This window comes from Curtobacterium sp. PhB146, from assembly GCF_004342995.1.
Taxonomy (GTDB): domain Bacteria; phylum Actinomycetota; class Actinomycetes; order Actinomycetales; family Microbacteriaceae; genus Curtobacterium.
In genome coordinates this window covers 1-14,107 of sequence record NZ_SMBN01000004.1, presented here as the reverse complement: position 1 = coordinate 14,107, position 14,107 = coordinate 1, and the positions used below count along the sequence as shown (strand labels likewise).

General features: G+C 65.6%; 14 protein-coding genes and 1 pseudogene. 8 read left to right on the top strand and 7 right to left on the bottom strand.

From position 1 onward, the window contains the following. The first annotated feature begins 40 nt into the window (after positions 1-40). Together EDF33_RS14925 and EDF33_RS14915 are read left to right on the top strand one after the other, a co-directional pair. Complete coding sequence (locus EDF33_RS14925) at positions 41-1,216, top strand: flagellar hook protein FlgE (RefSeq protein ID WP_123292728.1); 1,176 nt, start codon at positions 41-43, stop codon at positions 1,214-1,216. Positions 1,217-1,985: 769 nt separating this feature from the next. Beyond that, positions 1,986-4,178, top strand: a complete 2,193-nt coding sequence (locus tag EDF33_RS14915; RefSeq protein WP_207906705.1) for an arylsulfatase — start codon at positions 1,986-1,988, stop codon at positions 4,176-4,178. A gap of 129 nt (positions 4,179-4,307) precedes the next feature. On the opposite strand, the gene EDF33_RS20560 is transcribed toward EDF33_RS14915, so the two are convergent. Beyond that, positions 4,308-4,466 carry a hypothetical protein gene (locus EDF33_RS20560; protein ID WP_243692465.1) on the bottom strand — a complete coding sequence of 53 codons (159 nt, stop codon included), beginning with the start codon at positions 4,464-4,466 and terminating at the stop codon, positions 4,308-4,310. Between the two features lie 297 nt (positions 4,467-4,763). Here EDF33_RS20560 and EDF33_RS14905 point away from each other — a divergent pair, with 297 nt between their 5' ends. Together EDF33_RS14905 and EDF33_RS14900 are read left to right on the top strand one after the other, a co-directional pair. After that, complete coding sequence (locus tag EDF33_RS14905; protein WP_165918833.1) at positions 4,764-5,576, top strand: acyl-CoA thioester hydrolase/BAAT C-terminal domain-containing protein; 813 nt, start codon at positions 4,764-4,766, stop codon at positions 5,574-5,576. Positions 5,577-5,622: 46 nt separating this feature from the next. Beyond that, complete coding sequence (locus EDF33_RS14900) at positions 5,623-5,817, top strand: hypothetical protein (protein WP_132100461.1); 195 nt, start codon at positions 5,623-5,625, stop codon at positions 5,815-5,817. 436 nt (positions 5,818-6,253) lie between these two features. Here the strand turns inward: EDF33_RS14900 and EDF33_RS14895 are convergent, their stop codons facing one another. From EDF33_RS14895 to EDF33_RS14875, 5 genes are all read right to left on the bottom strand, one after another. Then, on the bottom strand, positions 6,254-7,345 hold the full coding sequence (locus EDF33_RS14895; RefSeq protein WP_132100460.1) for an NADH:flavin oxidoreductase/NADH oxidase: 1,092 nt from the start codon (positions 7,343-7,345) through the stop codon (positions 6,254-6,256). Positions 7,346-7,368: 23 nt separating this feature from the next. Further along, entirely contained in the window at positions 7,369-7,683 is a 315-nt protein-coding gene (locus EDF33_RS14890; protein ID WP_165918832.1) for a putative quinol monooxygenase, read from the bottom strand. Then, on the bottom strand, positions 7,680-8,423 hold the full coding sequence (locus EDF33_RS14885; protein WP_132100458.1) for an SDR family oxidoreductase: 744 nt from the start codon (positions 8,421-8,423) through the stop codon (positions 7,680-7,682). The genes EDF33_RS14890 and EDF33_RS14885 overlap by 4 nt, the downstream gene beginning before the upstream one ends. 97 nt (positions 8,424-8,520) lie before the next feature. Then, positions 8,521-8,922, bottom strand: a complete 402-nt coding sequence (locus EDF33_RS14880) for a RidA family protein (protein ID WP_132100457.1) — start codon at positions 8,920-8,922, stop codon at positions 8,521-8,523. 32 nt (positions 8,923-8,954) lie between these two features. Beyond that, entirely contained in the window at positions 8,955-9,611 is a 657-nt protein-coding gene (locus EDF33_RS14875; protein ID WP_132100456.1) for an NAD(P)-binding oxidoreductase, read from the bottom strand. 149 nt (positions 9,612-9,760) lie between these two features. Between EDF33_RS14875 and EDF33_RS14870 the strand changes: the two genes are divergently transcribed. The 4 genes and pseudogenes from EDF33_RS14870 to EDF33_RS20220 all read left to right on the top strand — a co-directional run bounded on the left by EDF33_RS14870 (position 9,761) and on the right by EDF33_RS20220 (position 12,446). Further along, complete coding sequence (locus EDF33_RS14870) at positions 9,761-10,675, top strand: helix-turn-helix transcriptional regulator (RefSeq protein ID WP_132100655.1); 915 nt, start codon at positions 9,761-9,763, stop codon at positions 10,673-10,675. Between the two features lie 248 nt (positions 10,676-10,923). Then, positions 10,924-11,406: a histidine kinase dimerization/phosphoacceptor domain-containing protein gene (locus EDF33_RS14865; RefSeq protein WP_132100455.1), complete on the top strand. Its 483-nt coding sequence runs from the start codon at positions 10,924-10,926 to the stop codon at positions 11,404-11,406. A gap of 303 nt (positions 11,407-11,709) precedes the next feature. After that, positions 11,710-12,081: pseudogene (locus tag EDF33_RS20555) on the top strand (integrase core domain-containing protein); the annotation flags it as partial. A 194-nt stretch (positions 12,082-12,275) separates the two neighbouring features. Next, positions 12,276-12,446 carry a hypothetical protein gene (locus tag EDF33_RS20220; RefSeq protein ID WP_165918831.1) on the top strand — a complete coding sequence of 57 codons (171 nt, stop codon included), beginning with the start codon at positions 12,276-12,278 and terminating at the stop codon, positions 12,444-12,446. A gap of 459 nt (positions 12,447-12,905) precedes the next feature. On the opposite strand, the gene EDF33_RS14850 is transcribed toward EDF33_RS20220, so the two are convergent. After that, a complete protein-coding gene (locus EDF33_RS14850) occupies positions 12,906-13,790 on the bottom strand; it encodes a hypothetical protein (protein WP_132100452.1) in 885 nt (294 codons plus the stop codon). Between the last annotated feature and the right edge of the window lie 317 nt (positions 13,791-14,107).

Genomic DNA, 14,107 nt, shown 5'->3' with positions numbered 1-14,107 from the left:
TCTCCTTCCTGCTCTCCCTGCCTCTCCGAAAGGACGCACCATGCTCCGCTCGCTCTACTCCGGGATCTCCGGCCTCCGCTCGCACCAGCAGATGCTCGACGTCACCGGCAACAACATCGCCAACGTCAACACCGTCGGCTTCAAGGCCTCGTCGACGGTCTTCCAGGACACCCTGTCGCAGATGACCCAGGGTGCCGGCGGACCGCAGACCGGTGTCGGCGGCACCAACCCGGCGCAGATCGGCCTCGGCGTCCAGGTCGCCGGCGTCTCCACCAACTTCGCGCAGGGCTCGGCCCAGGCCACCGGCAAGGCCACCGACCTGATGATCTCCGGCGACGGCTTCTTCGTCACCCGCCTCGGCAACGACACCGTCTACACCCGCGCCGGTGCGTTCGACTTCGACGCGGACGGCCGCCTGGTCACCGCCGACGGCAAGATCGTGCAGGGCTACCCGGCCACGAACGGCGTCGTCAACGACAACGGTGGCCTCGCTGACATCACGCTCCCGCTCGACGCCGCGGCACCGGCCGTCCGCACCACCTCCGCCTCGGTCGCCGGCAACCTGCCGTCCGAGACCGCCGTCGGCGACACCATCACCCGCGAGGCCACCGTCTACGACGCCTCGGGCGCCAAGCACACGATGTCCCTCGCCTACACTCGCACCGGCACCGGCTGGGACGTCACCGCACGCAACGGTCAGGGGACCACCACGAACGGGTCGCTCACGTTCGGCACCGACGGCAAGCTGACCTCCGGCGGCGCCCTCACGGTCGGCGGCATCGCCGTCGACATGGGGGAGCTCACGGGCTTCGCCTCGCTCAACACCGCGTCGATCGGCTCGCAGAACGGCCGCGAAGCCGGCGCCCTGCAGGGCTACGCCATCTCGAAGGACGGCACCGTCACGGGCACGTTCTCGAACGGTGCGTCGCTCGCCCTCGGCCGCATCGCCCTCGCGACGTTCGCCAACCCGGCGGGCCTCGAGAAGACCGGCGCCTCGGGCTACCGTGCCACGGGCAACTCGGGCACCGCGACCGTCGGCGGTCCCGGTTCGGCCGGCGTCGGGTCGCTCGCGGCGGGCACCCTTGAGATGTCGAACGTCGACCTGTCGCAGGAGTTCACGAACCTGATCGTGGCGCAGCGCGGGTTCCAGGCGAACGCGCGCATCATCACGACCTCGGACGAGGTGCTGCAGGAGCTGACGAACCTGAAGCGGTAAATTTGCGGGAAACTCCGCTGTCTCCTGTAAGGGCCGTCTCCCGAAAAGTGCGGAGGCGGCCCTGTCTCTGATGTCTCGCGCGGGTGCATACTGTGTCCGTCGAGAGGCGTGCGATGACGCGAGTTGGGCTGCACCACGGAGGTGTATGGGACGAACCGACGGTCGGTCGTGTGTTGGGGGTCGAGCCGCTCCAAATCGAACCCCGCGAGGCGCCGGTCCTCACCGTGGATGGGCAGGTAGAACTCGATGCCTCGGCATGGCTCCGACACGTTGCTTCCCAATCCTTCCGACCGCACCAGACTTCGACCCCGCTCACACGAGCACAGAGCCTGCGACACCTGCTCCAATGGCTCACCGAACGAAACGGCTCGCTGCGCGGCGCAACCAATCAGCAAATCCGCGACTACCTGCTGAGCCGAATCGAAGGACCCGGACGAGTCTCCGGGAACACCCTCGCGAACGACCGAACCGCAATCAAGCAGTTCTTCGAGTGGCTTCGAGAAGAACGAGACATCCCGCTGCCCATCACGATCGACCTCCTGAAAAGTTCGCGCGGAAGCCTCTCATCCATGCGCGAGGGGCGCGGGATTACAGCTGCAAGCGCCGCCGCTACGCCGCTCGAGCCGCCGCAAGTCGACGAACTCATGGCAGCTGCTATCAAATACGGCGCGAATCGTGCACCTAACGGCACCTACACCGGGATGCGGGACGCCGCGTTCATTGCACTCGGGGCGGCCTGCGGTGGCCGCGCCAAAACGCTGACGTGGTCGTGCTCATCGACGACGCCGGCTACGGCCTGGCGAGCACGTTCGGTGGACTCATCGAGACCCCGACGTTCGATCGGTTGGCCGATGAGGGGCTCCGCTACTGCCAGTTCCACACCACCGCGCTGTGCGCGCCGACCCGTGCTTCCCTGCTCACCGGTCGCAACCACCACACCGCGGCGAGCGGGGTGATCGGCGAGCAGGCGACGGGGTTCCCCGGTTACACCGGCATCATCCCGAAGAGCTGTGGCACCTTCGTTGAGACGCTGTCGCAGAACGGCTACGCGACCGCGTGGTTCGGGAAGAACCACAACGTCCCCGACAACATGACCAGCCCCGCGGGCCCGTTCGACAACTGGCCGACGAACATGGGCTTCGACTACTTCTACGGGTTCATCGCCGGTGAAACCGACCAGTTCTACCCGCAGCTGGTCCGGAACACGACTCCGGTCGAACCCCCGCGGACACCCGAGGAGGGCTACCACCTCACCGAGGACCTCGCGGACGAGTGTGTCCAGTGGATGCGGACGCAGAAGAGCATCGCCCCGGACCGTCCGTTCTTCGCCTACTTCGCCCCCGGCGCGATGCACGCACCACACCAGCCGCCTCTCGACCGGCGGGGGCGTCACGACGGGCAGTTCGACTTCGGCTGGGACGAGTACCGCGCCCGGGTGTTCCAGCGCCAGCTCGACCTGGGCGTCATCCCGTCCGGCACCGACCTCACCGAACGGCACGCGGAGATCCCGGCGTGGGACGACCACACCGAGGATGAACAGCACCTGTTCCGCCGGCAGTTCGAGAACTTCGCGGACTACCTCGCCGCGACCGACGAACAGGTCGGCCGACTCGTGGACACGCTGGAGGAGCTCGGTGAGCTCGACAACACGCTCTTCCTGTACGTGATGGGCGACAACGGGTCCTCCGCCGAGGGCACCCTCATCGGTACCTTCAACGAGATCCACACGCTGAACGGCTACCAGGAGGACATCGCCGACCTCCTGCCGCACGCCGAGGAGTGGGGCATGCCCGGCAGCTCCCCGCACATGGCCGTGGGGTGGGCGCACGCCGGGGACACCCCGTTCCAGTGGACGAAGCAGATCGCGTCGCACTTCGGCGGAACGCGCAACGGGATGGTGGTGCACTGGCCGGCCCGCATCACGGACGCCGGTTCCCGGCGATTCCAGTTCCACCACGTGATCGACGTGGCTCCGACCGTGCTCGAGGCAGTCGGCATCAGCGAACCGACCATGGTCAACGGCGTTCCGCAGACGCCGATCGACGGTACCTCGTTCGCGTACACGTTCACGGATGACCCGGCGACGAGCCGGCACCGTACGCAGTACTTCGAGATATACGGCAACCGCGGGATCTACCACGACGGGTGGATGGCCTCTTGCTGGCACGGACGCCTGCCGTGGATCAACGCCGGGTCGTTCCCGTGGGACGACGACACGTGGGAGCTCTACGACATCGCCGAGGACTTCTCCCAGGCGCACGACCTCGCGGCCCTGCACCCGGAGAAGCTGACCGAGATGCAGGAACTGTTCCTCGTCGAGGCGTCGAAGCACAACGTGCTGCCGTTGGACGACCGGTTCGCGGAACGGCTCGACGTGCGACTGCGCCCGAGCTACTTCTTCGGCCGGGAACATGTCTCGTTCCCACCGAGCCTGCGCCGGCTTCCCGAGGGAAGCGGGCCGAAGCTCAACAACGTCGACCACATCGTGTCGGTCCCGGTGACCATCCCGGACGACGGTGCGGAGGGTGTTCTCTTCCACGTGGGCGGTGACACCGCGGGGTGGGTGCTCTACGTCCGCGACGGCAAGCTCGTGTACCACTACAACTTCTTCAACCTCCGTCGGCACACGCTCGAGTCCGACCGGCCCGTGCCGCACGGTGACACCACGCTCGGGTTCCGGTTCACCAGCGCAGACGTTCCGGGCGGCAGTGCCACGGTCGACCTCGTCGTCGACGGGGAACCCGCGGGGCACCTCGACCTGCCGGAACAGGTCCGGGCACGGTTCGGGGTCGAGAGCATGAGCGTCGGCGTGAACACCGGGTCCCCCGTTGACGAGTATTACCGGACCCGCGGCGGCTTCCCGTTCACAGGCCGGATCCACCGTGTCGACATCGACTTCGTCTCGGACGTCGCTGACATATCACCCGAGGAGAAGGTCCGCCAGTACCTCGGCATGGACTGACTGCCGAACACCGGCTTCGTCGCCGACTCCTCCCGACATCGCTCCTGAGAGGCATGAGGCGCTGCCCGTTAGCCGGTCGGCTACCAAACGCCGCCTCGGTCGCTCTTGGTCGTTCCGGTAGAGGATCCGCTACTGGGACGGTCTGAATGGCCAGTCGTGGGACTGGTCCATCGGGGTCGCGACGATCTGTACTTCGTCCTCGTATGTGATGCGCCCCGGTGAGGTGGTGCGAAGCTCGACCCAGGGGACGCGGTACCGGTCGAGGCGGTCGAGGTACCCGACGCTCATTGCGAGCAGGGTCGTCGCGTCAGCTCTGAACCAGGATCGTGCTCCCGGATGAAGCGTTGGGTCGTAGCAGTTCGGTTCGACCGTCGACGGATCCCGATACTGAGCTGTGGCCTGCTCGTTCGCACGCAGCAGCCAATTAGCGTCAGCAGGGTCGAGCATGCCGTTGCGCCGGAGGCCGTTGGCAAGCGCAAACACTCCGGGGAACGTGCCGCGTGGGTTCGGGGCTGCGCTTTGATACCGAATGAACAGGGGCACGTCTCGAGGGTAGTGAACCAAGGTCTCGGCCAGTATGAGACCGTGCAGCAGATCCCGATCACGGCGCCTGAGGGGGTGCGGTTCGTCCCGGACGATGCGTCGGGCGACGCGGTGCTGGTGATCGCGGGTTCTAGTGGCAGGGTCGATGTCGATCGTGCGCGGGTGTTCGCTGAGCACGGCTTCATCGCGGAGTCCATTCGGTGGTTCGGCGGTCCTGGTCAGCATGCGGGCCCGTGGGAGGTCCCGTTGGAGTGCTTCTTCGACCGGATCGCCGCGCTGGAGTCTGTGAGCGACCGGGTGTGGGTGGTTGGTACCTCGCTGGGAGCCGAGGCGGCGCTGCTGATCGCTGCGCACCTTCCGTCGGTGGCTGGGGTGATCGCGTTCGCGCCTTCAGATGTTGTCTGGTCGTGGACCGACGATGCGGGGACGGAGCGCTCCCACTGGACGCTGGCGGGCAGCCCGGTGCCATTCGTGCCGCTTGCGTGGGGTGGCTACGTGCGTGAGACGCCGCCCAGGTTCCGGCCGCTCTACGAGCAGTCCTACGCGCAGTCACCAGCGCGGGTCGAAGCAGCTGGCATCCCTGTGGAGCAGATCCAACAACTCGTCCTGGTGGCCGGCGGGGACGATCAGGTCTGGCCGAGCAGCGAAAGTGCGCACCGCATCAGTGCTCGGCGGCGGCGTGCGGGCCTCGAGACCACCGTCGTCACCAGGGCGGATGCGGGACACCGAACGATCCTGCCTGGTGAAACGGTCCTTACCGGAGGGCAATCGATGCAGCGTGGTGGGTCCGAGCATGCCGATCGCGCACTCGGTCGAGCTGCATGGGCAGCGATCAGGTTGACAGTCGCGCGGTAGAAGATCCTCTATCGGTCGCCCGACGGGGCTCCGGTAGCATCCCGGCGTGAGATCAATGAAGCCCTGGCCTCGGGCCTTTGCCTGGTTCGTTGCCATCGCTGCTGCTCTAATGCTTGCCCTGGGGCTTTTGAACTTGGTCATCAACACCGGGATGATCGGTTCTTGGCTGCCCCTGATCGTTCTCATGCCTTGGTCTCTGTACCTCGGCGTCTGGAGCCTCCGCAACCAGGACAAGCGCTGAGTTAGCAGAAGACCAGGTGCGTGTCCGGAAGCCGATCGGCGGTTTCAAGGGGTCGTTGCAACGGGTGGTTGTTTCGGGTCCGAGAGTAGCTGTTCGAATGCTTCTGCAGGGCTGCGGTAGTCGAGGGTCTTGCGGGGGCGGCCGTTGAGCTCGGCGGCTACGTGCGAGCGCTTCGTTCGAGGCGTTGCGAACATCGGCCGGGTAAACGACAAAGTCGGGAGGGGCGCCGACTGCGACCTCCGGATGCGTCCCCAGCGGTGACGAACACAGTTCCGGACCCGTCTCGCACGTAAGCCTTCTGCGTGCCAGTACCGGTCATGAAAGCTGATGTCGCCGAGGATGTGCGTAACCAAGCTTGCCTCCTCGTTGGCCGGATCCTGGAAGCCGCTGACGCACGACCTCCTGCGTGCGTCAGCGGCTTGAAGGTGGAGGCGGGTTACAGCGCGTAGTCGTACTGCTCGATGTAGCGCGGCTGCTGGCCGAGGTCCGTCGCGGCGTTGTTGATCCAGGACGCGTCGCGCAGCAGCGGCCGGCCGAGGAAGACAGCATCCACGTGCGCGTCCGCAACGAGCTCAGCCGCCCATGCGGGATCGTTGATCCGTCCGACTCCCGCCACCGTGAGGCCGGTTTCGGCCTTTATGCGTGCGCTATTGCGGGTCTGGTAGTCGCGGTTCCGAGGAATCGGGGCGGGTTCGGTTCCGCCGCTGGAGCCGTCGATGAGGTCGATTCCGTGCTGGGCGGCGATACGGGCGAACTGGACGGTCTCGTCAACTGTCCAGCCGCTCCGGTCATCGTCCGGGTTCTCATCGATCCAGTCGGTCGTGGAGACGCGCAGGAAGACGGGCTGCTCCTCCGGCCACACCGCGCGGACCGCGTCGATGACCTCGAGGGGGAAGCGGATCCGGTTCTCGAAGCTGCCGCCGTACTGGTCGGTGCGGGTGTTCGACGCCGGTGACAGGAACGAGTGCAGCAGGTATCCGTGGGCGGCGTGGACCTCGACGACGTCGAAGCCGGCGGCACGTGCGCGGACCGCGGACTCGGCGAACGCAGTGACGATCTCGCCGATCTCGGTGACGGTCAGTTCAGCGGGCTCCGGGTGACCGGGGAACGGTACGGGGCTCGGACCGACGGGGTTCCATCCGTGCCGGTCCGCGTCGAGCGGATCGCCGCCGAGCCAGGGCTTGTCGACGGACGCTTTCCGGCCTGCGTGTGCGAGCTGGACGGCGGGGACTGCTCCTGCAGCTCGGATGGATGCTGCCAGCCGTGTAAACGCGTCTGTCTGAGCGTCGTTCCAGAGGCCGAGGTCGTAGGGCGAGATCCGGCCGTCGGCACGGACGCCGGTGGCCTCGATCATGACCAGTCCGGCGCCGCCAGCTGCACGGGCTGTGTAGTGCGCAAGGTGGAAGTCGGTCGGGCTTGCAGTCGCATCACCGGTAGCGGCAGCGCTGTATGTGCACATCGGCGACATCCAGAGCCGGTTGCTGATCTCGAGACTGCGGATGCTGATCGGGGTGAAGGGCGTGGGCATGGAGTGCCTTTCGGTTCGAGGGGTCAGAGAGCGAGGGGTTCAGCGACGACGATGCGTGCCGGCTGTTCCAGGAGCGCCTCGCTCGCTGCGGCGTAGGCGAGGAAGTGCGGTGCGGAGAGGTGCGAGGCGAACGCTTCCCGTGTTGCCCACTCCTCGAGGAACAGCAGATGGTTCGCGTTCGCGGTGTCCTGGATGACGGCGTAGGAGATGTTTCCGCTCTCGTCCCGAGTGCCGGAGACGAGGGGGAGGAGCAGTGTGTGGAGTTCCTCTGCTCGGCCGGGCACGATGTACGCCTCGGCGACGACCCGGACAGTGCGTGCCCCGATGTCGGCGCTCACCAGTTCTGCTTCGTCGGCGAGATGACGAGGTCGTTCACGGTGACGTTCTCGGGCTGGTCGAGTGCGTACACGACCGCCCGGGCGACATCTTCGGAGGTGATCGCGATCCGGTTCAGTTCCTGCGCAGCCTTCCGGCCCTCGGGGTCGGTGACCTTGTCCGCCCATCCGGTGTTGATCACGCCGGGGCTGACGGTGTTGACGCGGATACCGTGGTTGACGCCGAGGTCCTTCCGCATCGATTCGGTGGCTGCCTGGATGAAGAACTTCGTCGCACTGTAGACACCTGCGGCGGGGTCGACTTGGTGTCCGGCGACGGAGTCCATGTTGAGGATCTGCCCGGCGCCCTGCGCCCGCATGACGGGCAGGACCGCGGCGATGCTGTTGAGGTACCCCTTGATGTTGACGTCGATCATGCGGTTCCAGTCGTCGACGGCGAGGTCGCTCCAGTAGGAGAACAGCATGAGACCGGCGTTGTTGACGAGCACGTCGACGGAGCCGTACGTGGTGTTCGTCCAGTCGGCGACGGTGCGCATCGCGTTGAGGTCGGTGACGTCTGCGACTTGGGCCGCGGCCGTTCCGCCCGTTGTGGTGATCTCCGAGACGACGGCGTCGAGGCGGTCCTGGTCCTGGCCGACGAGGATGACGGTGGCGCCGTGGGCGGCGAGGGCTTTTGCGGCGGCTGCACCGATGCCGGACGATGCCCCGGTGACGATGACGGTCTTGCGTTCGAGGTGGTTCATGGTCGATCACTTTCCTGACGCGGCGGAGCCGGTTCCGCCGTTGCGGGTGCCGGCTCCGTCGGAGTCGTTGGAGGCCCACGCTGGGCGGGCGGGGTGCTTACGCGGGGAGCGTGGTGTTAGCGATAAAGTTGATCTCCAGCAGCTGACCGGGGAAGAACAGCGAGTCGACGCCGACGGTGGTGCTGGTGGGGCGATGGTCGCCGAAGTACGCCAGGTGTGCTGCGGCGACGGCTGCTGCGTTCTCGGGGAGGTTCACGACGAAGACGCCATCCTGCACGATCTGGTTCCGGGTGATGCCGTAGTGGTCGAGGACCTTCTGGAGGTTCGCCCAGATCTGCTGGAACTGCCCGTCGAGGTCGTCGGCGTGGATGAATTCTCCGGCGCCGTCGTGGGAGAGCTGGCCGGAGATGTATACGGTGTCGCCGACCTTGACGGCCTGCGCAAAGCCGAACTCTTTCTCGCCAGAGACGTCGTGGCTGTAGCTGTCGATGGTGGTCATGGTCAGTCCTTTCGAGGGGGGGGGGGCTTGTTTCAGGCGGCGCGCGGCAGGGCCGTGACGGCATCGTCGATGGCCACCTCACCGTCAGTGAGCTCGACGATGACGTGGTGCAGCGACGTGTCGTGCAGGGCTGCTGCGATGAACGCGGCGACGTTGTCGCGGCTGACGGTTCCGTATTCAACGGCCAATCCCGCGGTGACGTGCTCGCTGCCGGGCTCGTCGGTGAGTAGGCCCGGTCGCACGATGATCCAGTCGAGGTCCGTGGTGGTGAGGTACACGTCGGCGGTCTTCTTCGTCGCCATGTAGTGCTCGAAGTCGTCACCGAGTCCGGCGGCTCGTTCTGATTCAGGGAACGCGGACACGAGAATGAACCGGCGAACACCCGCTTGGACTGCTGCTTGCGCAGCTTTCACGAGGCCTTCCCCGTCGATCTGTGTCGTCATGTCCCGGCCGGTGCCATGCGCGCCGGCGGAGAACACGACAGCGTCGTGTCCCGCCATCAGTTGGGAGAGGTTGTCGACGGTCGCCGCGACGAGGTCACCGCGGACGGGGGTAGCGCCGGTCTCGGCGATCGCGGCAGCTTGTTCCGGTGCGCGGTGCATCCCGGAGACCTGGTCGCGTTGGGCGCTCAGGCGGCGGGCGAGGAGACGACCGACGTTACCGCCGGCGCCAATCTGGAAGACCTGCATGGGGTGACCCTTCTCGAGCTGTTGCTGTGTCTCCGACTCAACAACACGCAGCGGACTTCGAGGGGGTCGTTGCTGGTTGTGTGCTGCATAGGCCGCAGAGGACCACCCAAGACGTGCAGCACAGCAAAAATGTGGAGGAAGATCGTGGGATGACTCGGAACGTCGAACTTGGCGGGTTCCTCCGCGCGTCGCGGGCGCGGCTGTTGCCGGCGGACGTGGGCCTGGATCCCGTAGGGTCCGTGACGACTGCCCAGGGTGGCCGTCGTGTCAGTGGGCTGCGCCGTGAAGAGGTCGCGCGGCTTGCGGGAGTGAGCGCCGATTACTACGCGAAGCTGGAACAGGGTCGCACAAAGCAGCCGTCAGCGTCGGTGCTCGGTGCCCTTGCAACGGCGTTGCGGTTGAACGACACGGAGCGGGAGTACCTCCTCACGCTCGTGCAGCCGCATGTCGTGCGCGGGGAGCACGGATCCCAGGTGCCGGCGCGGGTCCGCCCGGGGGCGCGCCGTCTGCTGGGCACGTTCACGAATGCTCCGGCGTTCATCATGGGACGTGGCACCGCGATCCTGGCGATGAATGACCTCGCTAAGGCGTTGTTCTTCGACCTCGACGATCGGCCGGCAGCGCTTCGGAACTTGACGGTATGGACATTCCTGGACCCGGAGGCTCGGGATCGTTACGTTGATTGGCGGTTGGTCGCTGCGGATAACGCAGCGATCCTTCGTATGGACGCGGCGTCATCACCGGATGATCCCGACATCGCGGCGATCGTCGGGATGCTGTCGGTGAAGAGCGACGAGTTCCAGGACATGTGGCGTGAGCGCCGCGTCTACGAGTGCACGTACGGGCGCAAACAGTTCGACCACCCCGTTGTGGGACGGATGGACTTGGATTATGAAGCGCTCGACGTTCCGGGCAGTCCCGGGCAGTCGTTACACGTCTACAGTGCCGCTCCCGGTTCGCCCTCCGACAAGGCTTTGGTGCGACTGGCACAGTGGACTTCCGGCGACGCAGGCATCTCCGCGATCGGTGTCGTCGAAGGTAGCGACATAGGACCACGCGCGTAGCCCCTCGATCGAGGCTCGAGGCTCGATAGCTAGCGAGTGCGACTGGTTCCTATTCTTTGAGACTGCTGCAGGAGCATGCGAGGGTCCAAAGGCGGTGCAGCAGACCCCAGCTTGAACGTCCTAGCCATGAGCACCTAAGTGACTCCCACCTAGTCGAGTCGAGAGGTCGGTCGGATCACTCGGAATGACGAGGGCAGTCCACCTCGAGAACAAGGCCGTGGAACGACGCGGGCTCTATCGTCGGGTAGGTGCAGACACGACCGTCGCCGACCCAGCCGACGTCAGACGATGCGTATGACCGGATTAGTGTATTGGCGTCGAACGGATTGCCGTTCGGCCGAACGCGTACGAAGCGCAGTCGTGCACGATTGGCGCAACTGGTCGCTGAGCGCGATGCTGCGCGCGCTGAGCGGGCAGTTGCAGTCGAGCAGGAACGCCTCCGCGCGGCTCGTGAGATGCACGACGTCATTGCCCATCGTCTTGCGGCGATTCTTGCACTGACCCAGGGGGCACAGTTCGTGCGTGCAGCCTCGGGCGCTGAAACTGAACAGGTAGCCGCGGCGCTCGAGAACATCAGCGCCCTTGGGCGCGATGCTCTCGGTGAGACTCGGGAGTTCCTCGCCGGGCTGCGCGTCGCCGGCAACGCATCGCAGACGGATCCGGTGGATCTACTGGTCCGGCTCCGCCAGATCAGTGCGCGCCCGTCCGCGGACAACGACCGATCTCGCTGATGAATACGGTCGCGTCAAACCATCGCGCAGGGCGTCCGGGACTGCTGCAGGTTTGGTTGACGTCGTTGACGTGCCCCACGGAAATCCTCTGCGGATCGGGTCCGTTCTGAGAGGCTCCAACCGTGCCACAACCGTTTCCGCCGAAGTTCCGTCGACGGGCCGTCGCGCTCGTCCGCGCCGGCAAACCGATCACGACCGCAGCAGTCGAACTCGGCGTCAGCGCAGCAGCCATCCATAACTGGGTTCGTCAGGGCCAGATCGACCGCGGGGGACGGCCCGCGTCACGACACCGGAGAGCATAGCCAGGACACCCACCTCGTCGTGAACGCCCTCGACGTGGCCATCAAAGCACGGCGACCAAGAGCCGGTGGCATCGTGCACGCCGACCACGGCGTCTAGTTCACATCCTGGGCGTTCACCAGCAGGATCCGCGACGCGGGCCTGATGCCGTCGTTCGGCACGATCGGCGACTGCTACGACGACTCCATGATGGAGTCGTTCTGGTCGAGCAGGCAGAACGAGCTGTTGAACCGGAAGAAATGGCGCACCCGCACCGACCTCGAATACATCGAAATCTTCTATAACCGGCAACGCCGGCACTCGAAACTCGGATACACCACATTCATCGAGCACGAACTACGCTTCACCACGACACCCATCCCCGCCCGAATATAAGAGCAAAACGGGTAACCAGACCGTAGGGCGCGTCAGAGTCAAGCGAACCTGCATCAGTCCCTTTCTTGACTTGCTCGACGAACATCCTGGAACAAAATTGCGAGCCCCGGTCCGCTACCAGACCAAGATCGGCCCCGGTGGCGGGAAGCCCTTCGTGAAGACCGCCAAGAAGAACTGCAGTTAGGGTCCATTCGATGTTGTTGAAGTTCATCGCGGTACCGATCGTCGTCCTCGGCCTGATCGGCTTCCTCACCGACACCAGTTGGTGGTTGCTCGCCATCCTCGGGGCAGCCTCGGCACTCGCACTCATCGCGGGTGACGCTCTGATCGCTCGCCGCAAGCGGCGTACGGCACCACGCCGATAGACACTGACGGCCAAGGAGAGCCCCAACACCGATCGGTGTGCTGGGGCTCTCCTTGCTGTGCCCCGTGCCACGAGCATGCGGAGGACCGCGTTCAAAATGCGGCAGACCAACGTGAACAGTCACACCTGATCGGTCGTGAGCTCGTCGACTCCGACGAGCTGCACAAACGTGGTCGCCACGGCGCCCGGTAGCGGATCGGCTACCGGACGCAGTCAGTCGTACGCGCCGATGGAGTGTCGGAGGCGATCGATCTGCGCTTCAAGCGCTTCGTGGCACTCCTGGTCGGTCGGAGCATGCCCCAGATCACGTCCCCGGTCGCTGCGCAACCTGTCTGTCATGTGCTGCATCAGTGGGCCGACAGCGCGAATAGTCGACTGCGCCGAGGAAGGCTGTTGCGAGGTTCGCAAGGACGCCGACCATGATGCGACGGCCGTCAAGGCCATTCCGACATTGGCTGAATCAGCCCCCGTGGATCGCGGCCATCACGTTCTGCAGGTGCGGCATCAGCCGCTCCACAATTTCGGTCGCGCCCGCGGACGCACCAGCGGCGATCGCTGCTGTCACAGCCTTATTGCTCAGTTCCCGAAGACGCGCGCCACGGGCGGGTCCTTCCGCTTCCGCTTCCAGTTCCCCGAGAGTGACTTCCACCGCCGGCCGCCCTTCGTCAGCAAGCTCAGGCAGGTGCCTGCGGATCTCGGCGACGAGCTCGAGTACCGCGGCCGCGCCGGATCGGTTGTCCTGTTTCTGGCTGACGTGCTGCGAGTGGCTCGCGATCTGGTTGTTGCCACCGGAGATAACGAACTGAGCCCCACCAGGCTGTGTCGACTCGTCCCACACAGAGCGCCCGCGCTCCACGACATCCTCGCCACGCTGGGTGCTGCTGGCACGAATCGGGGCCGAGGAGTTGTTTGCCATGACGCCGCCGATCAGCTCCCGGTCGTGCAGCCACTTCCCGGCACGCTCGATCTCTTGCGCCGTGTACACGTCGCCACACCAATTCGGTTCGGTCGCCTCAAACCGGTCGGGATACGCATCCGATCCCTGATCCGCTTGCTCCCAAACGTAGCGAAGGTACTGGTCCATCAGGTTGCGTCTTCTGGCCGCGGCGTCTGACTGGCGGGCTCTGAACGCGTCGACGGCGGCATACCCCGCGGGGCCAACGTTGAGCGAGCAGGAACCATCCATCGTGTAGTCGACGAACCGGCCGTACAGCTCCCCCTCGATCGCAGCAACCAATCCACGATCCGGCTCCGTGAACGTGTGGCCCGGATCCACGATCGCCTGTTCGAGCGTCTCGATGACCCTCAGCTCAGGGTCACCCGGTCGGTCGGATAGCGAAGTCATGAAACGACCGTAGGCCCGAGGAGTCGATCTGAGCTGAATCGGATACGACGGATGGCGCAGCCAGACCTGTCTCGATAGCCGATCTTGGGTTCAGCCGGTCGTTGCAACACCACCGTGATTTGGAGTGTTGCTGATGGGATCGAGGCTGGAACACCGTGCCCGAGAGGCGCGGTTCTGGGAGCTGTTGAGACGGGGCCTTGGGCGTACGGCGGCCTGTGATGTTGTCGGCGTGGACCGACGTCAGGGATATCGATGGGTCAAAGCAGCCGGCGGGCGGAACCCGTTCGCCCACACGCCCCGCTCCGACAGGTACCTCA

Excerpts from the sequence above, each read along its gene's own strand:
- EDF33_RS14925 (WP_123292728.1), top strand. The coding sequence starts at position 41 with ATGCTCCGCTCGCTCTACTCCGGGATCTCCGGCCTCCGCTCGCACCAG.
- EDF33_RS20560 (WP_243692465.1), bottom strand. The coding sequence starts at position 4,466 with ATGAGCGTCGGGTACCTCGACCGCCTCGACCGGTACCGCGTCCCCTGG.
- EDF33_RS14895 (WP_132100460.1), bottom strand. The coding sequence starts at position 7,345 with ATGCCCACGCCCTTCACCCCGATCAGCATCCGCAGTCTCGAGATCAGC.
- EDF33_RS14885 (WP_132100458.1), bottom strand. The coding sequence starts at position 8,423 with ATGAACCACCTCGAACGCAAGACCGTCATCGTCACCGGGGCATCGTCC.
- EDF33_RS14880 (WP_132100457.1), bottom strand. The coding sequence starts at position 8,922 with ATGACCACCATCGACAGCTACAGCCACGACGTCTCTGGCGAGAAAGAG.
- EDF33_RS14875 (WP_132100456.1), bottom strand. The coding sequence starts at position 9,611 with ATGCAGGTCTTCCAGATTGGCGCCGGCGGTAACGTCGGTCGTCTCCTC.
- EDF33_RS14870 (WP_132100655.1), top strand. The coding sequence starts at position 9,761 with ATGACTCGGAACGTCGAACTTGGCGGGTTCCTCCGCGCGTCGCGGGCG.
- EDF33_RS20220 (WP_165918831.1), top strand. The coding sequence starts at position 12,276 with ATGTTGTTGAAGTTCATCGCGGTACCGATCGTCGTCCTCGGCCTGATC.
- EDF33_RS14850 (WP_132100452.1), bottom strand. The coding sequence starts at position 13,790 with ATGACTTCGCTATCCGACCGACCGGGTGACCCTGAGCTGAGGGTCATC.